We start from the raw sequence: 24,382 nt of genomic DNA on the forward strand, positions 1-24,382 counted from the left end.
TTGCACCGGGCGAAGAACCCAAGCGGCCAAAACTCTGTTTACAAATAAAGGTTTACAACAAAGGAGAACAGCACATGTTATCGGTAACGATCTTGGGAAATAATTCGGCCGTACCTGCTTTTAACCGGCACCCCACCAGCCAGGTGGTAACGCTGGATGGCACCAACTATCTGGTAGATTGCGGTGAGGGCACGCAAATACAAATGATCAAATACAAGATCAGGCGGAGCAAAATTTCGCATGTATTTATTTCGCACCTGCACGGCGATCATTATTTTGGGTTGGTAGGCCTGCTCAATACTTTTGGATTGCTATCGCACAGCCAGGAGCTGCACATATTTGGCCCGGCGGCACTTCAGCAAATCATTGAATTGCAGCTGCAGGTAGCCGAAACACAACTGCCTTATGCGCTTCATTTTCACGTAGTAGATGGCAATGCCACGCTGGTGGACAATGAGCAAATCCGGATCAAAAGCTTTCGCACCGATCACCGGATTCCCACCTATGGATTTTCGTTTGAAGAAAAAAGGGACCGCCGCAAATTGATCATTGACAAAGTGGACGAAGCAGGCATACCGGTTTCGTTTTACAATAGTTTGCAACAGGGGCTTGATTATATTAAACCCGATGGTTCTGTTATTGCCAACAGGGAACTGACCACCGCACCGGTGCCCGGGAAAAAATATGCCTTTTGCGCCGACACCCGGTACGATGAACGCATCATTGAACATATCCGGGATTTCGACATGATCTACCACGAAACGACTTATCTCGATAATTTCCAGGAGCAGGCATACAATCGTTTTCACTCCACCACCCGGCAGGCGGGCAGGCTGGCGCTTAAAGCCGGCGTGAAACGCTTGCTGATCGGGCATTTCAGCTCGAAGTACAACGAACTGGAACCATTTGTTCAGGAAACAAGAGAAGTGTTTCCGGCCACCGAACTGGCAGTGGAGGGCCAAACATACGAACTGCTGTAAGTATTATTGATCCGTATCCTTTTAAAGCTGCATCCAAACCAAACCCTTACGATTAACCATGCAATATTCTGCCCGAACCATACGCATTATATTCTTTGCTACCGTTGCGGTATTGCTTTCCATTGCCGTGGTGTTGTACCTCAACCTCCGCAACCTCATCGAAGCATACGACCAGATGAACCAAACGCGGAGCGTGGAAATTAAAGTGCAATCCATTTACTCACGCCTCAAACACGCCGAAAGCAGTGTGCGGGCTTACCTGATTTCCGGCGATTCGTCTTACCTGGATGAGCAGGCCGCATTTGAAGCCGACTACAAACAAAAGATTGAGGAACTGGCCAAACTGGTGCACGACAATCCAAGACAAGTTTTTAATGTGCAGCAGCTTGGTTACATGACCACGCTGCGGGTGCAGCAAATGCGTACAACGGTGAATAGTTACCGCGACAGTGCTTCGCAGGAAGCATTGCGGGAACGGCTGGTATTGGCACGGCAGGTAATGAACCGGCTGCACCAGCTAACGCAAAATATGGAACGCGAAGAGCTGCGGCAGTTGGAGCTAAAGGAGCAAGTTAAAGAACGATACATCCGCGGTATTCCCATTTACCTGGTGGTGCTCACTTTTGCGCTGCTGTTGTTGCTGATGCTGATCTTTGACCGGCTGCAAAAACAGTTGAAAACATTGCAGGCAACGCAACAAAAACTGCAGCGTTCCAACGAACTGTTGCAAACCCGCAAAATAGAATTGGAGCAAATCAACGAGGAACTGGAATCGTTCAACTACATAGCCAGCCACGACCTGAAAGAGCCGCTGCGCAAGATCAGGACTTTTGCCAGCATGATCTACCAGGACGATTTTGAACATCTTTCGGAAAAAGGCCAATACAATTTTACCAGGCTGCAAAGTTCCGCCCAGCGCATGCAGGATTTGCTGGAAGACCTGCTGGCTTATATCCGCCTGAAAACAACGCAGGAAACAATGGAGCAAGTATCGCTGGAAGACATTGTGGCGCAGGTAACCGAAAACCTGCAGGAGCCGATTGCAGAAAGCGGCACCACCATTGAAATGCACAACCTGCCAACGGTTAAAGGCATCCCCTTTCAATTGTATCAATTGTTTGAAAACCTGGTGCACAACGCCATCAAATACCGGCGCCCTGAAGTGGCCAACCACATTACTATTACCGGTTCGGAAACCGATGCCGGATCGCTGCCGATTTATTTGAACCCAACGCAACATGCTTATCACTGCATCACCATTACCGACAATGGGCTTGGGTTTTCGCAGGAGTATGCACCAAAAATATTCGAGATTTTTACCCGCCTGCACCACCACATCGAGCAGCAGGGAACCGGTGTAGGCCTCACCATTTGCAAAAAAGTTGTCACCAACCACGACGGCTTTATCTGGGTGGAAAGTACGCCGGGCAAAGGCACCAGCTTTTTTGTATGCCTGCCTAAATAAGTATTTGAAGAAAATTTTTTGCCGACTGAAACTGGGTCAAAAATGGTGCGTCAGCCATTGGTAAAACAGCGGAAACTCCCTGCGCCATGCGGCTTCGTTGTGGCCTTCGTTGGCGCGGATCACTGTAGTGATTTTTGCTTTTGAAACCCGGTCGAGCAACTGGCTTACCTGCAGCATATCGGGTACCATTTCGGTGCCTTCCTGTTGGCCGGCGTGGAGGTAAATCGGGCACCGAATGGATTTGCCCTTTTTCTCCAGTGCTGCAACCAGCGGTTGTTTTACCACCCAAAATGCTGGCGAAAAAACACCTGCTCCGCCCCATTTACCGGGATTGCGCATAACGGCGTACAATGAGATCAAGCCGCCCATTGAAGAACCGGCAATAAACTGGTGTTTATCGCGGCGGCTAACCCTAAAGTGCTTGCGAACATAAGGCCGCAACGTTTTTAATAAAAATGCGGCGTACGCATCTCCTTCTGCTTTTACCGACATTTTTTTATCGCCTTCACCCAATGTGAAATCGTACGGGCTGTATTCGCTCAGGCGTTTGTCGCCCCCATTATCAATTGCCACAATCACGCATTGCGGCAGGTTGTTGCCCATGCTGTCCATGGCTTCATCCACGCCCCATTCGCCTGCAAAAGAAGTGGCGGCATCAAAAATGTTTTGCCCATCGTGCAGGTACATTACCGGGAAACGCTCTTTTGACTGGTAATAATTTTTAGGCAGGTAAATCCAAACCCGCCGGTGGCGCTGCAATTGCGGCATATAAAAAGCAGTATCCAGCACCCGCACCTGCGCCGATGCCGTACTTTCTTTATGTGCAGCCTGTGCCCTTCCTTGTTCCATACACAACAACATCACACAAAACAACAGGCCAGTTTTGATCATTTGTTTCATGGTTTAAACATAAAAAATAGCAAAGGCACAAAGTGAAACGGTGCACCCGGCAAACCCTGGTGGCCTCCATTTACTTTGTGCCTTTTTGGCTTTTAGAAATAAGGCTTACAACTGCTGCAAATAATCTTTTACCTGCTGATGAATGGGTGCACTCAGCGGCACCACGGGCAGGCGCAGGTTATTTTGGATAATGCCCAACTCAGATAAAAACGCCTTTACACCGGCTGGGTTATTTTCGGCAAACAGCAGGTCGAAACCCGGAACCAGCTTGTGTTGCAGCGGTTGCGCCGCAGCAAAATCGCCTGCCAGGGCCAGGTCAATCAGTTGGCAAAAATCTTTTGGAAAACAGTTGGCCGCTACCGAAATAACGCCGTCCATTCCGCAGGCAATAAGCGGCATTGCCAGGTGGTCATCGCCGCTGGTAACCAGGAAATTTTCGGGGCGGTTGCGCAAAATATGCATGCACTGCACCATGTTGCCGCTGGCTTCTTTCATGCCCTGGATATTGGGCACATCGGCCGCCAGGCGCAGGCAGGTTTGTGCACTGATGTTGGAGCCTGTACGGCCCGGCACATTGTATAAAATAACCGGCACGGGAGCCGCTTCGGCGAAGGCTTTATAATGCTGGTAAATGCCCTCCTGCGAAGGCTTGTTGTAATAGGGTGATGCAGAAAGGATCGCTGCCGCTTTTTCAACAGGATAAAATGAAAGATCCTTGATGATCTCGGCTGTGTTGTTGCCGCCGATGCCAATAACTACGGGTACCCGGTCTTTAACTGCATCGATGGTAAAAGAAAAGATGGCTGCCTTTTCTTCCTTGCTCAGCACGGGTGTTTCGCCGGTAGTGCCCAGCGATACCACGTATTGGGCGCCGCCCTCAATTACAAAGTCAATGAGCTTTTGCAGCGCATCAAAATCAATGCTGTTATCCTGTGCAAATGGTGTAACCAAGGCCACACCCGTACCGCGCAACGTTTCTCGTAAAGACATCAGGTTTTAGATAATCGATTATGGTTTTTAATAATGCGGCAAAAATGCGGACAAATGAGGCACACACAAAATGATACTGCTCATTTAGTCTTCCGTCCAAAAGCCCATTTTGCCAAACTTTTCAATACGCTGTTGTACGCGTTGTTCGGCCGGAATGCCTTTCAGTTCCTGCAGCACCGGTACCAAAAAGTTCTTGAGTATTTCGGCAGCTTCATCGTAGTCCCAGTGCGCACCACCTGCCGGCTCCGGAATGATGTCGTCCACCAGTCCAAAGCCTTTCATGTGGTCGGCGGTAAGCTTTAGTTGCTCGGCAGCCGTTTCTTTTTTATCCCAACTGCGCCACAAAATCGACGAGCAGCTTTCCGGCGAAATAACGGTGTACCAGGTATTTTCCATCATGTACACGCGGTCGCCCACACCGATGCCCAAAGCACCGCCTGATGCACCTTCGCCAATGATCACGCAGATCACGGGCACCTTCAGGCGGATCATTTCATAAATATTACGGGCAATGGCTTCGCCCTGGCCCCGCTCCTCAGCTTCCAAGCCCGGGAAGGCTCCCGGCGTATCAATCAGGGTAACAACAGGTTTGTTGAATTTCTCGGCCAGCTTCATCAGGCGCAGTGCCTTGCGGTAGCCTTCGGGGTTGGCCATACCAAAGTTGCGCATCTGCCGCATCTTGGTATTGATGCCTTTTTGCTGTCCAATCACCATCACGGTTTCGCCATCGAGCTGGCAAAATCCGCCCACCATGGCTTTGTCGTCCTTCACGTTCCTGTCGCCGTACAGCTCCAGAAAGTTGGTGGTCATTTTATTGATGTATTTCAGCGTATAAGGGCGGTCGGGGTGGCGGCTTAGCTGCACCCGTTGCCAGGAACTGAGGTTTTGTGTGATCTCGCGGCGCTTGTCCAAAATGCTTTGCTCCAGCCGTTGAATGGGTTCGGAGTAGTCAATCTTTTTTTGTTCGGACGCATGCTTCAGCCGTTCTATTTCATCGATCAGGTCTTTCACCGGCTTCTCAAAATCCAAAAACTGACGATTCGCGTTTGCAGGCATATACAATTAAATAAGGGCGCTAAAATTAAGGGATGCGAAGGATATAGGGCAAAATTGGTTCCGGGAAGCGGAAATGGAATAACGAACAGAGGAACAAGGAACAGACGAACGGAGGAAGTTGGGAAAGAATATTGAACAAGGAACAAGGAATGATGAATTATGAATGAAGCCCAATAATTAATAATTCAAAATCAATAATTCATCATTCCTAATTCCTACGCCGTGATTTTAAACTCTCTTGGTTGCGGGGCACGGCTGCGGATGTGGCGGCGGAAGGTCCACACCTGGCGGATGGCGTGCACGGGCAGCAACACCTGCGGGTATAGCTCCTCGTTATCCGAGAGGAGTACCCACATATCATCGCTTTTGCGGTACACCCGCTTTACCAATAATTGTTCGGTGGTTAAAATAATATAGACCGAAAAGTTTTTTACATCGTGCCAGTCTTCGTGGGGCAGCACGGATGCCAGCAACACATCGCCGGCATAAAAGGTAGGTTCCATGCTGTCGCCGTCCACTTCAAAATAGCTCCACATGGCACCGGTTGGATTGACGCCGGGCGGCAGCGAATATTTTTCCAGTGTTTCCAGGTAATCGGTTTGCTCAAATCCTTTCACATAACCGGCCTGCGCCTTGATACCTACCAACGGAACCATCAGGGGCTGTTTTTCCCGCTTTTGTTCGCGCCGCATTTCAAAATACGGTAGCGACGATCCACGCGGCGCAGTGGTGGGCACACCGATAAATTCCACGTCTTGTGAAAAATTTTCACTTTTCCTTTCATCCAGAAACGCTTTTACCCGCAATTGTGTGGCTCGGCTTTGGCGGCATTTGCCCCCCTCCATTTTATTAATCATTTCGCGGGTCAAACCCAGCGCCAGAGCGAATTCTTCTTGTGTCAGGTTATATAACTGCCTGATTTCCCGCAAGTTGTAATGTGCTGTAGCCATAGTTAACCAATTGTGAATAAAAACGTGAATTACTTGTGGATAATGTGAAAAAATGTAACTTTATACTTCACAAATCTAAAGAAAAATTCACAACATGCAAACCATTGGAAAACAACAGCAGCCTTTTCAGTTTTCGTATCCGCTGAAGTACAAAGTGGTGCGTGACTTGAAAATTGTGACCGAGCAGATTGGCGACCTGGTGGTGGAAGGACAGGGCTATTTTAACCCCGCTGCTTCGCCCATCGATGTGTTCGACCGCTACGCGGTAGACATCGAGTTTGTGAAATGGAATGGCACCGATATCCGGCCGGTGCTGGAAGTGATGGGCAACCTCGAAGACATCGAGGAAGCAGCCATCCGATATTTTGCCGGCATGCTCGAAGGCCGCAGCGGCAACCTACGCCAGGCGGCGTAAGGGAGTCTGAAGACAGCTTCTACAACTGCATTTTTTTACCGAACGAATAAACACCACATAAGATGCAACTGAGAAAAGCAACACGAAAAAAAGCAAAAATCCGCCTTGGCCTGTCAGCAGTGTCCGGCGGTGGTAAAACATATTCTGCCCTGCTGGTAGCACATGGCATTTGCAACGACTGGAGCAAGGTGGCCATCATCGACTCGGAAAACAACAGCGCTGACCTGTATGCCCACTTGGGCGACTTTAATGTGCTGCCCATTTCTGCACCTTTTTCGCCTGAGAAATACGTGGAAGCCATCCACACCTGCGAAAAAGCAGGCATGGAAGTGATCATCGTTGATTCCATCACCCACGAGTGGGATGGCAAAGGCGGTTGCCTGGAAATAGTGGAGCAATTGGGTGGCAAATACCAAGATTGGGCGAAGGTGACCCCACGGCACCAGGCATTTATCGACGCCATTATCCAAAGCCCCTGCCACATGATCACCACCGTTCGGCGCAAGCAGGACTACGAAATGATCAAAGACGGCAACGGTAAGGTAAAAGTGGAAAAAGGCGGCCTCAAGGAAATTACCCGCGAAGGCTTTGAATACGAACTGACCATTAACCTGGAGTTGGACCTGCGCCACAATGCCACCGCATCAAAAGACCGTACTGGTTTGTTCATGGGCAAACCTGCGTTTGTGCCTTCCGAAGAAACCGGTAAGCTGATTGCCCAATGGTGCGAGCAAGGCGAAGAAGCATTTAACCTGAAGCCCGGCACCGAATGGCACAACCGTGTGCAGGAATGCAGCACACAGCGGGAGCTGGTAGAACTCTACAATCGCTACAAAACCGATGTGGACGCCAACCCCTTGTTGCAGCAATTGATCGCTAACCGCAGAAATACCATCAATGGAAAACAAAGTATTGCAGCGTAACGAGCTCCCGGTGATCAAAGCCGGCTTGGGCAAACGCCAGATTGCGGCGCTTGCCGGGCAAACTGTGGATGGCGTGATGGAGGCCGACTCGGCCCTGCCGCTTGCAGAAGCCATTGCCGCCATGGAAGAATTTGCCAAGCAGGTGCGCAAAGACGAACGGTTTGTAGACCGGCTGCGTGATGAGATCATCATGCACAACGGCCGGATGCACACCGCATCAGGCGCTAAGCTGGAAGTAACCGAAGCTGCGGTGCAATACGACTATGCGCAGGACGGCGGCTGGCGGGCACTGACGCAGCAAATTGAAGCCCTGATGGAAGCCCGCAGAGAGCTGGAAGCTAAGCTGCGGTCTATTGCACCTGGCAAAATGTGGGTAGACCACGAAACCGGCGAAGTGCTGGAAGGTCCGCAAAAAAGTTCGCGATCCACTTATCGCATCACCCTTTCAAAGTAAAGATCATGAGCAACACGATATTGAAAGACTGTGTGGAGATCGTAAAAGACCTGGCAGGTAACGAATACCTGTATTTCGATACGGCGGTGGAGGTGAAAACTTCGCCCCACTCCCACCCGTTTTTGGCCTGGGGTGTGTGCGCCAGCCCAAAAGATGAATTGTACGTGATGGACAGCGACCAGGAGTGGCACCGCATTGAGCCATTTATTGGCAACACGCCGCTGATCGTGTCCAGCCTGTACCAGCGCCTGATGCTGATGCGCAGGCAATACGCAAAAGCCAGTTGATTTACGATTGACGATTTTGGATGTACGATTGAGAGTACCGCAATTGAAATACAATCGTAAATCGTCAATCCCAAATCGTAAATAACAACCAGCTTTCAACCAAAAAACACCTACTAAATGACCCAACAAATGAGTTTCAGAAATATGGTGGCAGTGCAGCCGGTAAAAGATCCGGCGGCGCCAAAGGCAAAGCCCAAAAGGCAGCCGCGCTACTATGTAAATACCCTCGAGTACGAGCTCATTACCTCGCTGGTGATGCAGCAGTACACACACAACGGCGAAGTGCGTTTTGACCAGTTGCTGGCCATGCCGCAGGAAGACCGCATTCCAACGCTGATGCAGGACTTTGGTGTGAAACGCATGCACCACATGATATTGATGATGGTAAAAGCATTTTGCTACAACTTGCGCCTGCCCAAGATCAAAAAACTGACAGACACTAAAATGAGCGGCGTTGCCTGCGACTTTATGGTGGCAGCACAGGAAGACAACCTGGCGCTGGAAGACATCATCCTGTTTTTTGAGCGGGCAAAAGGCGGCAAATATGGTCCCATCAAAAGCATGGCGTACCACTACCAGATGATGCAACTGTTTGAGCAGTACCGCAAGGAACGCCGCGCCGCACAACAACCGCAATCGGTAACGGCGCCGGAACCAGCGCTGAAAGCGGTAAAGGCCGACGGCCGCGTAGCGCCGGAGCCAACGCCCATCGGCGACCTGCTGCATGGTGCACTGGTAATAGATATGAATAAAAAAATGAGCGGTTAATAATAAGGGATGCGAGGAACATCCCTTTTTTGTGTCCAAAACTTTTTAGTAAAACTGACATCTTCAATCCATTCTTATTTCTGATAAGAAATATCCGTTTTACCCGCTGGTTGACCAAGGCCTTTCACAACTGACTGCCAGTTTTCTACAACCCATCTCCAACTTATACTAATCTACCCAAAGCAGGGCTATGCCTGCCATTTATTTGCAGTACTTTGGAAACACCAACCCACAATTATAAATAGAAGTAGCCATTGTTAGCGCTGCGGTTACCATTCAAGGAAAAACCGCTGGCCCGCAATAAGCTTACCCATATTTTTAAAACTGCACATGCCAACCAAACTGCACATACCCACATACACCAGTAAAGACTTTATTGTAATGGTGGTCAGCATGCTACCATTCACGGTGTTCATGGGGCATGTGTTGTTTGCCGACCGGTACTGGCAGGATGCAGCCAGTTTTTTAAGCATTACGCTGGTCTTGTTTTCGGTTTGCGGCAGCACATTTTTCGTGTACGGCATTGTGGCCGTGTGGCTCAGCCACCGCCTCCCCCACGATCGTCAGATCCCGAAAAAGCTGGCCATTTCCATTGGCCTGTTCCTGCTGATTTCCGTGGCTTTTCTCAACCTGCTGCTACGCCTGCTTGATAGTATGGCGCTATTCGATTACAGCTACCGCATCGAACATTTCTGGAACCTATTTGCAGCGCTGGGCTCACTCAATATCCTGCTCACATTTGTGCACGAATGCATTGCTTATTTTGAACGCTACCGGGCCACTGTCATTGAAACCGAAACCCTTAAACGCGAATACACCCGCAGCCGCCTTTTGGGTTTGCAAAGCCAGGTAAACCCGCACTTTTTATTTAACAACCTCAATACACTTTCGAGCCTGATCCAGGAAGACAATGAACAGGCCGAAGCCTACCTCGATGAACTCAGCAAAGTGTACCGCTACCTGCTGCGCCACAACGATGCACAACTGGTAACACTGGACACTGAGTTGCGCTACCTGCAATCGTATATATACCTGTTGCAACAGCGCCATGGCAGCGGGTTGCAATTGCACCTGTCGGTAAATGAAGCGCAGAAGGCACTACAGATTCCACCACTTACCCTGCAAATGATCGTGGAGGATTGCATGGCCCACAACAGTCTTTCCAAATCGGCACCACTGGTTATTTCCATAAAATCGGATGAGGCACATTGGCTGGAAATACGCAACAATGCGCAGCCCCGCGTGGGCCAGGACCCTGAAACTTCAGGCGACAGCCTTGAAAACATCATCAGCAAAATTCACCTCCTGTGCCGCGAGGAAGTGGCCATCAGGCTGGGCCCAACGGAGCGGATCATTTACATACCACTCATTGCCTGCATGGAGGAGGTTGCCGCATGAACCGGTGGCCCAAACCCACGCAGCCCGAGTGGCTTGCATTCAGCGGCCTCACTGTATTGATGGCCGTGGTGTTGCATGTTATTTTATTTGGCGCCAATGCATTTGTATCACCCGGCGCATGGCTGCTTTCTTTTCCGTTTATTTGCGTGCAGGGCCTGACCATTTGGTACCTGCAGTTGTTGGCCATGCATGCCCTGCGCCGGAAGTTGCCGCACATAGGGCAAACAGGTTTGCGCATTGCATTGTTGGTGGTGCTGGTGTTGGTGCTCACCAACGCATCGTTTGCATTTACCTACCGGGCTTATCATGCCACCAATTTTCTGGGTTTTGTATGGCAGGCAAAAATTACCTATCAATGTTTTGCGCTGTCGCTGGCCGTTACGCTGATCAGCACTTCCATCTGGGAAGTCGGCTACACCTTTACGTTATGGAAAAAAAGCCTGGCGCAAAAAGAACGGCTGCAGCAGCAAGGATTGGAATACCAGTTTGAAACCCTGAAAAGCCAAGTAAACCCGCATTTTTTATTCAACTGTTTTAACACGCTTTCTTCACTAATCTCCGAAGAGCCCGACCGGGCAGAAGCTTTTTTAAATGAACTAAGCAAAGTGTATCGCTACCTGCTGCGCAACAACCGCGACAGCCTCAGTACACTGCAGGCCGAACTGGAATTTATCCAATCGTACCTGGTGCTGTTGCAAACAAGGCATGGCGATGCGGTGCAACTGAATACAAAGATTGACAAGCGTTACAACCAATACCTCATTCCTTCTTTGACATTGCAATTGTTGGTAGAAAATGCGGTGAAACATAATTCTGCGTCGAAGGCCAGCCCGCTCATCATCGACATTTTTACGGCTGCCGGAAACATATTGGTGGTAACCAACAATGTGCAGAAAAGAGCCAAAGCATTTGCATCGCATGGTATTGGATTGGAAAACATCCGTGCTAAATTTGAACTGATGAAACAACCCGGTTTCCAGGTGATGGATATGGCCCAAAACTTTACCGTGGTGCTGCCGCTTATATGGGCGCCGGCCTGGGAACAAACACAAAAATGGCCGCACGATACCAAAGCGGTTGCCGAACACCAAAAACTTGCATTATGAACATATTGATTGTAGAGGACGAAGAACTTGCTGCAAAAAAATTAGCCAAAGCCGTAACTGCATTGGATGATGCGGCGCAGATCATGGGCGTTACTGATAGCATACAGGCCACGGTTGACTGGCTGGAAGAAAACCCACGTCCAGACCTGATCCTGATGGATATTGAACTGACCGACGGGCAAAGTTTTGAGATCTTCAACCTCACCGATGTAAAAAGCCCGGTGATATTCACCACATCGTACGATGAATTTGCACTGAAGGCTTTTAAAGTAAACAGCGTGGATTACCTGCTGAAGCCCATTCAGAAAGAAGATTTGCAGGCGGCACTGGATAAATACAGGCGGTTGAAACAGGCCTTTGCACAGCCCGCAGCCGCTGCCACGGGCACAGCAGAAGCGGGTACTGGCGTAGGTTCGCTGGAGCAGATCATCCGCGAACTGCAAAGCAAACTCCAGCCTAGAGAATACCGCAAACGCTTTTTGGTAAAACAAGGTCAGAAACTGATCTCGGTGGAAACCGAAGACATTGCATATTTCTACAGCGATGGGCGGGTAAACTTTTTTAAAACCGCCGACAACCGCAAATACATCACCGACTACACGATGGAGGAATTGGAAGACATGCTGGATCCGGCGCAGTTTCACCGCATCAGCCGGTCGTTTTTTGTATCCATAAAAAGCGTGGCGCAAATACACGACTATTTCGGCAACCGGCTCATTCTCGAACTTAAACCGGTGCTAGAAAAAGATGCCATTGTGAGCCGCGAAAAAGTAGCGGATTTTAAAAAATGGATGGGGAAATAAAAGGAATTCAAAAGTAAAAAGGCAAAAGTAAAAAGTGAAAACTGGGGCACAACTATGTGCATCATGTGTGTAGCATTTTGACTTTTGCCTTTTGAATTCTTCCTGCTACTACACTGGCAGCATCAATATCACCGACAACACTTGTTCCCTTACCTGGAAATCCAACTCGCCGCCCACCGCAGTGATTCTTTTGCGCAACTCATCTACCTTCTTCTCCGCATGCAGCGATTGCCCTTGCAGCGTTACGCCTTCGTCGTAAAATTTCACCACCAATCGGCCTTTTACCAGGTTCATATTGACCAGCACATTGCGGGCACCACCCTGCTCCACTGCCAGGCGCAGCAGTTCTTTGATCACCACAAATGCTTCGTGGCGCTTTTTCATATCGAGTTTAAGGAAAGGCACTTTTTTACCCACCGCCACACTGATTAACGCCTCGTAGCGGCTTTGCAGGGCCGCAACAAACTCCTGCAACCGCACCAGCGTATCCTGCAGCGTGTCTTTGCTGGGATCAATGCTCCAAATCATGTCGTCCATCAGGATGATCATGTTGTGGCTGCGCTCCGAAATCTGGTCGAGATAAGTTAACGATTGCTGTAAGTCCTGGCCACTTTTAATGCGGGCCATTTCACTCAAAATGTTGATGTGGTGCAGCGCGGTATTCAACTCCTCATGCAGGTTGCCTGCAATCTGCAAACGTGTTTGCTGCACGGCACGCAGCCGGCGCATCCGCTCCCTGTCGAACCACACAACAGCACCGGCAATGATCAGCGCCAACACGCTGTAAAACCACCACGATTGCCAGAACGGCGGCCGTATAACGACCGGGAATAACCGAAATTCAGGTGAGGCAATGCCATCACCATTTTCTGTGCGGAGCCGCAGTTGGTAACTGCCCGGCGGCAGGTAGCTAAACAGTGCTTCGGGTTTGTTGCCGGCCGGAATCCAGTCTTTATTCAAGCCTTCCAACTGGTAGAAATATTGCAGCTTATTGCCCGGTGCAAAATGCAGTGAGCTGAACGCAAACGAAAGCGAGTTTTTATGGTAAGGCAACACCAGCCGTTCTTCGTTGCGCAGCGAATCAAGCAGCAAGGATTGATCACCTACCGTTAAGCCGGTAAGCTGCGGCTGGTGCGGTGTGCCCGTGGCACTTGCTTTTTCGGGATTGAACACCACGAAGTTGTGGTCGGTTACAAACACCATGCGGCCATCCGAAAGGCCAAATGCACTTGCCAGCGGAAAGTTGTCGTAACTGATGCCATCCCTTCGGTCGTAGAAAGTATGGGTGCGCTGCTGCAGGTTTACCCGGCACAAACCATTGGCCATACCCACCCACAAAATGCCTTGTGCATCTCGCCGCCCCGACACCGCCGAATTGGAAGGCAACACACCTTCGGCTGTGCCTAACTGTTGCACGGTGCCCTTTTTTAAGTTGATGATATTTATGCTCCCGGCAAGCACCACGAGCGTTGAATCGTTGTACACAATAATATCGGAGGGGCTGCCCGAACCGATCCGCGTAGCCATGCGGCCCTGCTCGCCATAAGTACGCACCAGTGCGTCGGTTTGGGCTGCCACCTGCAGCAAGCCATGCCCCGAAGTGGCTACCCATACAAAGCCTTTGTGCGCTTCTATTTTGTGCACCAGCCCGGTTTGCATCACCAGTGTATAACCACTGGTTTCCGAACCGCCTGTTTTGTATTCCCATTTCACCAAATGGCCGCCTTGGGTACCAAACCATAGGTTGCCCCAGTCGTCTTCAGCCACCTGCCTGATGGTGCGGCCGTTGAACTCGGGCGGCTTGATGGTGGTTTTGGTTTCCTTCACAGGGTCGTAAATGTGCAGTTCCCCATTTTGCATCGCCAACCAAATTTTGCCCGTACGGCTATGCTGGTGCAAATCCCACACAAGGCCGTTATCGGCAAATGGCAGCAAAGCTTTGGGCACCGGCAGCGGGTTCCATTTTTTATCATAGCAATAAAGACCCACGCCCCAGCAGCCTACAAAAATCCGGTCGGCCGTTTCCAACACAGTTTGCACCGGCCCCTCTTTGGCCGATCCGCCGGGCCGCAACAGCCCGTAGGTTTCAAACAATTGGGCATCGGGGTTAAAATAAAAAAGCCCGTTATCTGTGCTGATCCACAGGTTACCTTCGCGATCTTCAAAAAGGCCGTTAGCCCGATCGAATCGTATGTTCTGATTACTATTAGATCCGTTGGCCACCGGCAACAGCTTGGTTCCACTGTCGGCCATTTCAATTAACAACGGGTTGCCGCCAATCCATTGCCGGCCATTGCGTTGTTCGTAAAACATATTGATCTCATGGTAGCGCATGTCCAGCGCGGGACCGATCAAAAAACTAGAATGCCGGTTCTGTTCGGGCTGAAACTGGTGCACTACCGGCATGCCGGTGCCGGCTGCCCAGGTAAAAAAGCTTACCACTCCGTTGCTGCCTGCATGTACGCCCATGTACGGACCTGCAGTGGGCCGCATGGCAGTTTTCGGGTAGCCGGTGCCGTTATATCCATGCACCTGCAGCTTGCGGTTGGCTGGCGTAAACTGGAGCAGTGCCGAATCGGCGGTGGCCCAATAACATTTACGCTGGTTGTCCCAAACGATCTTGTTTACCTGCCAGCCTGCAGGCGCCGGCAGCAACTGGTCGGCGGGCACAAACCGGTTGCGCACCGAATCGTAGCGGAATATGCGGCGGTTGGTTTCGTGGAGGTACAGGTTGCCATCGCCACCATTGAACAGGTATTTTGCAGAGAAATAAGTTTGCGGCGGCAGGCCCTGCACCAACGCCCTGCGGAACCGGAATTTACGCGTATCGAAAATGCCGATGTCGTTGTTGTGGGTAATGACCCAAAGCCGTTGCCGGCTGTCTGCAATCAGGCTGGCAATGCTATTGGCCGGCAACGACGACAAGCTGCCCGGCTGGTGGGTAAACAGGAGGAAATTAAAACCGTCGTAGCGCTGCAACCCATTGAGGGTGGCCACCCATAGGTAACCATCGCGATCCTGCACCGCGCCATTTACTAGGTTGGAAGCCAGGCCGCTGGCCGTGGTGAGGTGGCGAAATGCATACTGCCTTGCTTCTTGGCCAAAGGCTTTGGACGCAAACAATAGCAGGACCAATAACAGGCGAATGATGGTTGGCAAATGGTGGCAGTTGACTGCATCAAATGTACTTCCAAGCAGCGGTATTCAAATCCAATTCAATACTTCGATTACGCCGTTCATTCATGGTTTTCATCAATTCATACAGCATTGCTTCGGTAAGCCGCAATTGGGTGGCGGTAAATACGGTACGATTCGTTCGCCGCATAGTACAATTCATGCAAGAAGCTATTTGATTTGGAAAAAAATCAGGCAACTTTTGTATCCGCAACCAATCGAAACCAACGGCGCAACCAAAACCAACACCAAAGGCTTCCATCGTGAATCGCGAACGAACAAGGCACCAAGAGCAAGTGCCACAACAACCAAAACCAACCGCATCACCCAACCAAAACCAACTGCCACGATTCACGGTGGAAGCCTCAATATTTAAACACGTTTAACCAACGCCATGCACTTTTTCCTACAACAGTATTTCAGCCAACTGCGCACCCAATTATTTCAAACAGAACTGCAACTGCATGCTGTAAACCCGGGCACTGCCGAATGGAAAGCAGCCATGCACAGCATGCAACAGGTACTGAAAGCCTGCGCCGACTGCACTGCATTTGCCGAAACACACCTGTACCCGCTGGTCGACAGGTACGAGCCGGCGCTGATCGATGCGCTCAAGGTGCAGCAACGCCATATTTTTTCGCAACACCTGGCAGCGGGCTTACAAACATTTGAGGCGAATAGCAATGGTTTCGCCGCGCAGGAAAATGCCGCAACCATCCGCGATGCATTTGACGCCGTCGTGCTGGCGCACATGCAATACTTGGTGCAACTGCAAAAAGGTTTATTGCCGGTGCTGCAGCGGTTTTATACGCCTGAAGTGCTGCAGCAATTGGCAAAACCGGAAAAGCTAAGGCAAGGTGGAGTTGAAAGTTTGCAGGAAGCTCAAACAGCGTTCCGCGGCCAGTTGTTCCGTGCCGAAAATGAAATGACAAAAGCTGCGGCTAGTGTTGCAACCAACGGGCAAGCGCTGGCCATGCATTATTAATTACCTAGAACAAACCAACAGATATAGCATGAACAAGTTAGCCATCATTACCGCTGCATTTGCACTGATTGTAACTGCAGGTATTGCAGCAACCAGTGTAGCGCCTAAGACCCCATCGACCCGTAATGAAGGATTGATGATGCCGAAAGCCCCGGCCGACAGCCTGCTCAAGCGTGGCGAATATTTAGTGACCATTATGGGTTGCGATGATTGTCACACACCGAAAAAAATGGGCCCACATGGACCGGAGCCCGATGCATCGCGCAGGTTTATGGGACACCCGGCCAACCAGCCGCTGGCCCGCATCGATACGGCTGCACTGCGCGGTTGGGTGTTGTTTGATATGGGACAGACGGCCGCTGTTGGTCCATGGGGCATTTCGTATGCCGCCAATATTTCATCAGATGCTACCGGCATCGGCTCGTGGACCGAAGCACAGTTTTTTACTGCCATCAGAAAAGGCAAATTCAAAGGGTTGGAAGCATCGCGGCCAATGTTGCCACCTATGCCCTGGACACAATATGCAAAGGCTTCGGATGAAGATCTGAAAGCGATTTTTGCTTACCTAAAAAGCAGCCGGCCGATGGCTAATGTGGTGCCGCAAGCTGTGCCTCCTACGCAAATTTTGTCGTTGAAATAAGGCGCTTTTGTCGTTTCAATTCTATTTAATGACATAAGTGAGTACGAATAGATTTTTTTTCGTCGAAACAGGATCAAGCATCAACCAGCGATTCTTTTTTTGCAACAATAAAAACAACAATTGCCTTGGAGCGATGCAGCATTTAACTTGATCTGCAATCAGCATATTCACTCTATCAGCAGCGGCAAGTTTTAGTAAATGAAAGCCCCGTGTACAATTTCCCGGAAACAACCAACCTTATCAAAATGCAGCAGCCAAGTGCGCTGCATTTTCATTTAAGCGTTTACCCTTAGCTGCAACTAATTAGCATAGCTAACCGCCACAAATCATCACCCTAAAAGACAACGGGTAACTGCATCTGCTATTTACTTTACCAATCGAATCATAAAAATGCACCATTTATGGTGCAACTGTATTATATATGCACAACTGTCGGCCGCATGCAATTTTGGACCGATATATGGTATCTTTTAAAAATTTATAAGCAACACACCCCGGCCTTGATGCCGCATAAACCCTACGGAGCAGGATGACTGACCCTTACGTTAAACGAATGCTTGACTTTTTCCCGGCTTTGTTTTGTGTGTTGGACCACCAACAGAGGCTGGTGCATGTAAACAAGGGCGCTTTGCACTTGCTAGGTTATTACCCATCCGAAATTACCGGGCTGCCGCTGCAACAACTGCTGATTGAAGATGACCTGCACCGCACACTAGCTGCATTAAAAGATTTGATCGGTGGCGTTACCCGCCCTGGATTTGTCACCCATTTTCGACATAAAGATGGCACACCGGTGCCGCTGTCTTTTTATGCCTCGGTAAACCGCGCTAACAACCATATTTATGGCATTGGGCAACGGGTACCTTTTGCCGATGCGGGCCACCAGCCTGCAGGCAATACTATTGGCTTGGTAAAAGAAGTGCCTGCGGCCGAACTGCAGGTAAACGCATCGTTCGATATAATAAGCTGGAACGATGCTGCGGAAAAACTGCTGGAGAAATCCGGTGCAGAAATTTCGGGCAGCAAGTTTTGGAGCCTGTTGCCCACGCTGCAAAAAAGCGCATTTCAGCGATTGCTGGAACAGGCCATGCAGCAACAATCCGCGGTCGCATTTGAATTTTTCAGTCCCACATTGCACCAGCAGTGGTTAGAGGTAACGGCGTTTCCGGCACACGGCAACCTGACCCTTTTTATCCGCAACATACACGAACGAAAGCAGTCGGAAAACGAGTTGTGGAAACTTTCTTTGATAGCCCGCGAAACAACCAACCTGGTGGTGCTCACCGATGGACAAGGCGATATCAATTGGGTAAATGATGCGTTTGTACGCGTTACCGGATACACACAGGAAGAGGCGTTTGGCGAACCGCTTGCATCACTATTAAGCGGGCCGGAAACGGACAACGCCACCAGCCTGCAATTGCAGCAATGCATGAAAAACGGACAGCCTTTTCGCGGTGAAATTTTGCAATACGATCGTTTGGGTAAAAAGCTCTGGTTGGAGATGCAATGCCAACCCTATAAAGATGAAACCGGGAAGGTGGAACAGTTTTTCAGCATTCAAACCAATATTACCCAACGCAAAGAATTTGAAGAACAGCTGCACCTGGAATTAAAACAGCGACAACGCACCATTACACGTGCCACTATTGAAGCACAGGAACGCGAACGATCGCTGGTGAGCCAGGAGCTGCACGACAATGTAAACCAGGTGCTCACCACTATTAAATTGTACAACGAATTGTGCCTTACCGGCATTGATCAAAAAAATGAATTGCTGCGCAAATCGGTGGAATTGTTACAGCAATCGATCAATGAAATACGTTCGCTTTCCAAACGGCTGTCGGCCCCTACCCTGGGCAAGTTTCGCCTGCGCGATTCGGTAAAAGAACTGACCGATAGCATTGCGGCCACCAACCGGCTGCAGATCAGCACCGACCTGAAATTGCTGAATGAAATAGAAGTGCCGCAAGAGTTGCACCTGGCCATTTACCGCATTTTGCAGGAGCATTTCACCAACATTTTAAAACACTCTTCGGCGCAGGATGTGCAGGTAGGTTTTGAAATGGTGAACGATGAACTGGTTTTAAAAGTTCGGGATGACGGTAAAGGTTTTAACACGGCTGAATTGAGCGGTGGCATTGGTATTGCAAACATGCTTACCCGCGCCGAAAGTCTCAAAGGCACGCTAACCCTAAACAGTGCGCCGGGCCTGGGTTGTGTGCTGCTGGCCAGTTTTCCGCAAACCGCTTGGGCTGCCAACGGCTCTTTAAACGAAGCATAAAAATGGATGAAGGTTTTGAAATTTCGGTGCCATATAAAAACGGAGAAATACTCGTACCCGTTAAGTTATTGCCACAAGGATTTAGTTACAAAATAGAAGCGACGGTGAATGGCACGGTGGTTTGGTTTGAACCGGATGAAGAACGAAACTTCAGAGCGGTGCTGCCACCTGAGGGCGACACAACAGCCCACCCGCCCGATGCGGCTTTGTTGCAGGCCATTGCCACTGCATTGGAAGAAGCGTTGCGATAAAGCCGGAACGAATTGAATGGGTTGAAAAAATTTTACCGCAAATATTTGTTTGTAAAAACCTTTTGCCTTTATCTTTGCCACCCCAACAAACGAACGAAAGTTTGTTTTAAAGGGAAAAAGTTCTGACACTTTTTGGATTGGTAGTTCAGTTGGTTAGAATGCCGCCCTGTCACGGCGGAGGTCGCGGGTTCGAGTCCCGTCCAGTCCGCAGAAAAAAGCCCCGGATGCCTGTTAGACAACAGTCCGGGGCTTTTTCATTTTTATTATTTGGCGGCACAGGTGGCGTTTTCCTTTGTCTTTTAAAGTTTTCTAATTCTAGAACCTTCCAAAAGCCTGTTGCGGAACACCCCTCAATCACTTCGCCGGGCAACGCCAAACACCTCACCGAAAGTTGCACTTATCACAAACAGATAGAGCAACCGCATCACACTTTCTGCATGATGGCAATGATGCCACTCCCCTACTAACCCTAAGTGTTAGTATCTGTAGCAAACAACAGCCGTAAACTAAAAAATCAAACGGTACTCTCCCCACATTTCGCTCATGTACGAGTTGACATGAACAGTTATCTTTAAATCGAGCATAGGATGAAAAAGACACAGTTTACCGACACAGGTATTATACGGGCCATTCAGGTACATGAAAGGGGCCGAAAAGCAGAAGATATTTGCAGGTAGTTAGGAATTTCAACAGCGGCTTGATGTAATTCTACGAGGCTGAAGAATAACCCGTCATCGCATTATCTTTACGCTTCCTCATTGCTGCCAACTCTATACCTGACTGCAATTTTAGCGATTAGCGGCAACCCAATTATTGAGCCTACAGGCATCAACCGTCTAACAAGACTATGAAAGAGAACGACACAAAACGACTTTCCCGGTTAACTGCAATCTTAATACAACTGCAAACAAAACGCCTCATTACGTCAACCGGGCTTGCAAAAAGATTTGGGGTTAGTGTGCGGACAATTTACAGAGATATAAAAACACTGGAGCAAGCCGGTGTTCCGGTATTAACCGAAGAAGGGAAAGGATACTCATTGATGGAAGGATACAAAGTCCCTCCGGTTATGTTTTCTGAAAGCGAAGCGAATGCGTTAATCACCGTTGAGCAACTGGTGCAAAAAAACAGTGATCGTTCACTGGTTCAGGAATATACAGAGGCAATCAATAAAATAAAAGCTGTCTTTTTATATGCAACAAAAGAAAAGGCGGAACTATTATCCAACCGCATTGCGATTAGCCCTTTTATTCCCGACACAAAAGGGAGCAATTCATTGACAGCCATTCAACAGGCATTGACAACATTTACCGTTTTAAAAATCACCTACAGGTCAGAACAAAAAGGTGAAATGACAGAACGGCAAATTGAGCCTTTTGCTTTGTATTACAGCCAGCAAGAACACTGGACGGTGATTGCGTACTGCAGGTTACGAAAGGATTACAGGATGTTTCGTCTGGACAAAATTTTGAAACTGGAAACTCTTCGGGCAAATTTCAAACCTCACAAGCTGACACTACTAGAGTATCTTTCAATGAAGGAAAAAATGTTCAGTACCCCTGACATACCCTTGTCATAGACCCGTTGTTTCTTTGGTCCAACAAAAAAACAACTCATGAATTTAGTATCAGTTCGCATCATTACAGATGATGTTAAAAGCTTAGTCGAGTTTTATGAACAGGTAACGGGGATAACAGCGATACAATACACGCCGGATTTTGCTGAGCTACAATATCATTCTGCAACTCTAGCAATTGGCAGCACCAACACGTTACAATTCTTCGGTGGAGCAGAAGTTGCAAAAGCAGCTCAAAATCGTACGACCATCATCGAGTTTTGCGTAGATGATGTAGCGCAATACTATAAAAGGTTACGAGATTTGTTTCAGACCTGTCTTGTGCAAAAGCCCACAACAATGCCTTGGGGCAACAAGTCCCTTTTATTTCGTGATCCTGACGGCAATCTTGTAAATTTCTTCACCCCGCTACACCGGAAGCAATAAAGAAGTTTGGTGGCAAAAATTAAGCACCACCGCTAACAGCGGTTTATGAAATTGTGGCTGATGCGCAGCATACAGCGATAAATATCTTTTTTGCTTTTGTGGTTAAAAAACTGGCGTTTATCAAATGCCACAACTTCATAAACACTTTGCTTCTGTCGGAAAAGGCGGGGCACACCACAATACCGCATAGTTTCCGCGACACCATCATCCGATGCAATCTCCCCTACGGTAGCAATAAAAGAAAAGCCCACTACGAAAAAGAAATCACCCATCTGCATTAGCACCAGCGCCGCCTTTACCTTACCTGTGGCCCACATGTCGATAAAACAACGTCAAATTGTTACCATTTCTTACGCCTTCCTCATTTTGGCTACAAACTCCCCCGGTTAGGTTATATATACCGGGTAAAGCTTCACCAGTTTTGTGTCATCATCAAAAACAATACAAAATGACACAAGCAAAAACAACTTCAGAAAGATCAGTTTTACAAGCAGAAAGCAGACTTCCCATCTTTTCTTATCATCCTGTTACCCTCCCGGTGGAAGGCCGCCCGGTGGATTTACAAATGAAAGTATCAGCACCTGCTTCGGGTGATAACCTTCCGGTGATCATTCTTTCCCATGGTCATGGCCGCTCTAATTTCCTGTCTTCCCTGCATGGTTACGCACCGCTGGTTGACTTCCTCGCTGCACAAGGTTTCGTGGTGATCCAGCCAACGCATCTTAATTCAAAAACGTTGGCACTGCCCATTGGTCCGGAAGGCATAACGTTTTGGAAGTCCCGTCCAAAAGACATTCAATTTATTTTGGACAACCTGCAGCGCATCATCGCCGTTGTTCCCGGTTTGACTGAGAGAGTGAACAGCAACAATGTTGCCGCCGTTGGTCATTCCTTAGGTGGACATACCGTAGCCATGCTTGCCGGTATGGAAGTAACCGATGGGGCAACTGGTGAAAAAGTAAATTTCGCTGAACCACGATTGAAAGCCCGTGTGATGATAGGACTGCCCGGAGGCTCCGAAGGCTTAAATGAAACCGGCAGAAAACTGTTTGGCAATCCATTGAGCGGAACTGACTTTTCAACGATGACACTGCCTGCCCTGGTGATCAATGGCGATAGGGACAAGAACCCTAATTTTTCTGACATTGAGAACTGGCGTGCTGATGCTTATCACCATAGTCCTGCACCAAAAAGTTTACTGACCGTATTTGATGGAGAGCACATCTTTGGTGGCATTTCCGGTTACGACGTTTCGGAAACGACGGATGAAAATCCTGACCGCGTTACGTTTCTTAGCATGGCAATCATCGCCTATTTGCGTAGCGCATTTGATGAAGCCGATACCAGCTGGGAAGCCGTAAAGCACGAACTGCAGAACAGCCCCGATGCCAAAGGCAGTATTGAAAGTAAATAACTTTTTACCTTACAAACAGCAAGCGAACGAACAGCAATTGTTTTAAGTAACCTCGATAGCAAATGTTTATGGCGTGAACAAAAACCATCTTTTAAAAATTGATTCGTTGACCCAATTGCATGCTGCTTTTGGTTTAGACAAGCCTGTGCATCCATTGGTTAGCCTGGTAAAACTGGAAGATGTTAGGGTAACACCTGGCACTCTTCCGGATTTCCTGGTATTGAATTTTTACAAAATTGCTTATAAGATGGACCTTAACGGGGCCATGAAGTATGGGCAAAACTATTACGACTTCGGAGAAGGAGGTTTGGTGTTTACCGCACCAAACCAGCCTTTCCAGAGCCCCGATGACCAAGCGAAATCGGGCTACTTGTTGTTTATCCATCCCGATTTTTTGCTGTCCTATCCTCTGGCTAAAAAGATGGCGCAATATGGTTTCTTTTCTTATGCAGCCAATGAAGCCCTGCATGTATCGGAAGCGGAAAAAAGAACTATCATTTCCATTCTTAAGATAATTGAGGAAGAATTGAACAGCAGGATTGACGACTACAGCCAGGAAATAGTGATTGCGCAAATTGAATTGCTGCTGGGCTATAGCCATCGCTTTTATAAACGCCAGTTCATTACACGAAAAGCCGTGAATAGCGAGTTGTTGCATAAGCTGGATGAGATTTTAGACGACTATTTCAGTAATGAAAAAACGTTGGAGCAAGGTTTGCCCACTGTTCAATTTTTGGCCGCACAGGTAAACCTGTCGCCCAGCTATTTAAGTGATATGCTCCGTTCGTTGACCGGGCAAAATGCCCAACAACACATACACCAAAAATTAATTGAAAAGGCAAAAGAGTTGCTATCTACCACCCAGTTGACCGTGTCTGAGGTGGCCTACCAGCTTGGATTTGAGCATCCGCAGTCGTTTAGCAAATTATTCAAAGCCAAAGCGAAACTTTCGCCATTAGCATTCAGGCAATCATTTAATTGAGCATGCAGACACAAGAAAAAAGTACATAGCTGAACACTGATTTGATGCCATGAATTGTGCATGGCGGGAACCCATTATTGGTAAATAGCTTGTCGATTACTCACATTAAAATAATACGGAAGAATTGTAGCCCTATGCTTGCAACTCTACCTTAG

At 48.8% G+C, this 24,382-nt stretch carries 24 protein-coding genes and 1 tRNA gene; 20 read left to right on the top strand and 5 right to left on the bottom strand.

Annotated features, from left to right (window positions below; all coding sequences use genetic code 11):
- Positions 1-74: 74 nt before the first annotated feature.
- Both EPD17_RS16270 and EPD17_RS16275 read left to right on the top strand, forming a co-directional pair.
- On the top strand, positions 75-980 hold the full coding sequence (locus tag EPD17_RS16270; RefSeq protein ID WP_132055638.1) for a ribonuclease Z: 906 nt from the start codon (positions 75-77) through the stop codon (positions 978-980).
- A 58-nt stretch (positions 981-1,038) separates the two neighbouring features.
- Entirely contained in the window at positions 1,039-2,445 is a 1,407-nt protein-coding gene (locus EPD17_RS16275; RefSeq protein WP_132055639.1) for a sensor histidine kinase, read from the top strand.
- 36 nt (positions 2,446-2,481) lie between these two features.
- On the opposite strand, the gene EPD17_RS16280 is transcribed toward EPD17_RS16275, so the two are convergent.
- The 4 genes from EPD17_RS16280 to EPD17_RS16295 all read right to left on the bottom strand — a co-directional run bounded on the left by EPD17_RS16280 (position 2,482) and on the right by EPD17_RS16295 (position 6,341).
- Positions 2,482-3,345, bottom strand: coding sequence for an alpha/beta hydrolase (locus EPD17_RS16280; protein ID WP_132055640.1), 864 nt, complete (start codon positions 3,343-3,345; stop codon positions 2,482-2,484).
- Between the two features lie 105 nt (positions 3,346-3,450).
- A complete protein-coding gene (gene dapA / locus EPD17_RS16285; RefSeq protein ID WP_114236779.1) occupies positions 3,451-4,335 on the bottom strand; it encodes a 4-hydroxy-tetrahydrodipicolinate synthase in 885 nt (294 codons plus the stop codon).
- An 84-nt stretch (positions 4,336-4,419) separates the two neighbouring features.
- The gene (locus EPD17_RS16290) at positions 4,420-5,364 is read right to left on the bottom strand and encodes an acetyl-CoA carboxylase carboxyltransferase subunit alpha (protein ID WP_240040649.1); all 945 of its coding nucleotides are present in this window, start codon (positions 5,362-5,364) and stop codon (positions 4,420-4,422) included.
- Positions 5,365-5,606: 242 nt separating this feature from the next.
- Positions 5,607-6,341 carry a LexA family transcriptional regulator gene (locus EPD17_RS16295; protein ID WP_132055641.1) on the bottom strand — a complete coding sequence of 245 codons (735 nt, stop codon included), beginning with the start codon at positions 6,339-6,341 and terminating at the stop codon, positions 5,607-5,609.
- A 94-nt stretch (positions 6,342-6,435) separates the two neighbouring features.
- Between EPD17_RS16295 and EPD17_RS16300 the strand changes: the two genes are divergently transcribed.
- The 8 genes from EPD17_RS16300 to EPD17_RS16345 all read left to right on the top strand — a co-directional run bounded on the left by EPD17_RS16300 (position 6,436) and on the right by EPD17_RS16345 (position 12,495).
- Positions 6,436-6,756 carry a hypothetical protein gene (locus EPD17_RS16300; protein ID WP_132055642.1) on the top strand — a complete coding sequence of 107 codons (321 nt, stop codon included), beginning with the start codon at positions 6,436-6,438 and terminating at the stop codon, positions 6,754-6,756.
- A 62-nt stretch (positions 6,757-6,818) separates the two neighbouring features.
- Positions 6,819-7,679, top strand: coding sequence for an AAA family ATPase (locus EPD17_RS16305; RefSeq protein ID WP_132055643.1), 861 nt, complete (start codon positions 6,819-6,821; stop codon positions 7,677-7,679).
- The gene (locus EPD17_RS16310; RefSeq protein WP_114236784.1) at positions 7,654-8,133 is read left to right on the top strand and encodes a hypothetical protein; all 480 of its coding nucleotides are present in this window, start codon (positions 7,654-7,656) and stop codon (positions 8,131-8,133) included. The genes EPD17_RS16305 and EPD17_RS16310 overlap by 26 nt, the downstream gene beginning before the upstream one ends.
- Positions 8,134-8,138: 5 nt before the next feature.
- The gene (locus EPD17_RS16315; RefSeq protein WP_114236785.1) at positions 8,139-8,420 is read left to right on the top strand and encodes a hypothetical protein; all 282 of its coding nucleotides are present in this window, start codon (positions 8,139-8,141) and stop codon (positions 8,418-8,420) included.
- 129 nt (positions 8,421-8,549) lie between these two features.
- Complete coding sequence (locus EPD17_RS16320) at positions 8,550-9,188, top strand: hypothetical protein (protein ID WP_132055644.1); 639 nt, start codon at positions 8,550-8,552, stop codon at positions 9,186-9,188.
- A 330-nt stretch (positions 9,189-9,518) separates the two neighbouring features.
- Entirely contained in the window at positions 9,519-10,586 is a 1,068-nt protein-coding gene (locus tag EPD17_RS16335) for a sensor histidine kinase (RefSeq protein WP_165929639.1), read from the top strand.
- The gene (locus EPD17_RS16340) at positions 10,583-11,692 is read left to right on the top strand and encodes a sensor histidine kinase (protein WP_132055648.1); all 1,110 of its coding nucleotides are present in this window, start codon (positions 10,583-10,585) and stop codon (positions 11,690-11,692) included. The genes EPD17_RS16335 and EPD17_RS16340 overlap by 4 nt, the downstream gene beginning before the upstream one ends.
- Positions 11,689-12,495, top strand: coding sequence for a LytR/AlgR family response regulator transcription factor (locus tag EPD17_RS16345; RefSeq protein WP_132055649.1), 807 nt, complete (start codon positions 11,689-11,691; stop codon positions 12,493-12,495). Before EPD17_RS16340 ends, EPD17_RS16345 begins: the two co-directional genes overlap by 4 nt.
- Positions 12,496-12,603: 108 nt before the next feature.
- Here the strand turns inward: EPD17_RS16345 and EPD17_RS16350 are convergent, their stop codons facing one another.
- Positions 12,604-15,654 (bottom strand): ligand-binding sensor domain-containing protein, encoded by a 3,051-nt coding sequence (locus EPD17_RS16350; protein ID WP_132055650.1) that lies wholly within the window; start codon positions 15,652-15,654, stop codon positions 12,604-12,606.
- On the opposite strand from EPD17_RS16350, the gene EPD17_RS16355 reads away from it, so the two are divergent.
- The 10 genes from EPD17_RS16355 (at position 15,641) to EPD17_RS16400 (ending at position 24,227) form a co-directional block, all read left to right on the top strand.
- A complete protein-coding gene (locus EPD17_RS16355; protein WP_132055651.1) occupies positions 15,641-16,045 on the top strand; it encodes a hypothetical protein in 405 nt (134 codons plus the stop codon). The genes EPD17_RS16350 and EPD17_RS16355 overlap by 14 nt on opposite strands.
- A gap of 18 nt (positions 16,046-16,063) precedes the next feature.
- Positions 16,064-16,654, top strand: coding sequence for a hypothetical protein (locus EPD17_RS16360; RefSeq protein WP_132055652.1), 591 nt, complete (start codon positions 16,064-16,066; stop codon positions 16,652-16,654).
- A gap of 28 nt (positions 16,655-16,682) precedes the next feature.
- Positions 16,683-17,294 carry a c-type cytochrome gene (locus tag EPD17_RS16365; protein ID WP_132055653.1) on the top strand — a complete coding sequence of 204 codons (612 nt, stop codon included), beginning with the start codon at positions 16,683-16,685 and terminating at the stop codon, positions 17,292-17,294.
- A gap of 529 nt (positions 17,295-17,823) precedes the next feature.
- A complete protein-coding gene (locus EPD17_RS16370) occupies positions 17,824-19,578 on the top strand; it encodes a sensor histidine kinase (protein WP_132055654.1) in 1,755 nt (584 codons plus the stop codon).
- Between the two features lie 2 nt (positions 19,579-19,580).
- Entirely contained in the window at positions 19,581-19,829 is a 249-nt protein-coding gene (locus tag EPD17_RS16375) for a hypothetical protein (RefSeq protein WP_132055655.1), read from the top strand.
- A 134-nt stretch (positions 19,830-19,963) separates the two neighbouring features.
- Positions 19,964-20,037 (top strand) — tRNA-Asp (locus EPD17_RS16380).
- A gap of 639 nt (positions 20,038-20,676) precedes the next feature.
- On the top strand, positions 20,677-21,408 hold the full coding sequence (locus EPD17_RS16385; protein ID WP_132055656.1) for a helix-turn-helix transcriptional regulator: 732 nt from the start codon (positions 20,677-20,679) through the stop codon (positions 21,406-21,408).
- A gap of 36 nt (positions 21,409-21,444) precedes the next feature.
- Positions 21,445-21,831: a VOC family protein gene (locus tag EPD17_RS16390; protein ID WP_132055657.1), complete on the top strand. Its 387-nt coding sequence runs from the start codon at positions 21,445-21,447 to the stop codon at positions 21,829-21,831.
- Positions 21,832-22,279: 448 nt separating this feature from the next.
- Positions 22,280-23,245, top strand: coding sequence for an alpha/beta hydrolase family protein (locus tag EPD17_RS16395; protein WP_132055658.1), 966 nt, complete (start codon positions 22,280-22,282; stop codon positions 23,243-23,245).
- Positions 23,246-23,351: 106 nt separating this feature from the next.
- Positions 23,352-24,227 carry a helix-turn-helix domain-containing protein gene (locus EPD17_RS16400; protein ID WP_240040650.1) on the top strand — a complete coding sequence of 292 codons (876 nt, stop codon included), beginning with the start codon at positions 23,352-23,354 and terminating at the stop codon, positions 24,225-24,227.
- The last annotated feature ends 155 nt before the right edge of the window (positions 24,228-24,382 follow it).

Origin of the sequence: Pseudocnuella soli, from assembly GCF_004347775.1 — a bacterium.
Taxonomy (GTDB): Bacteria; Bacteroidota; Bacteroidia; order Chitinophagales; family Chitinophagaceae; genus Flavisolibacter; species Flavisolibacter aquaticus.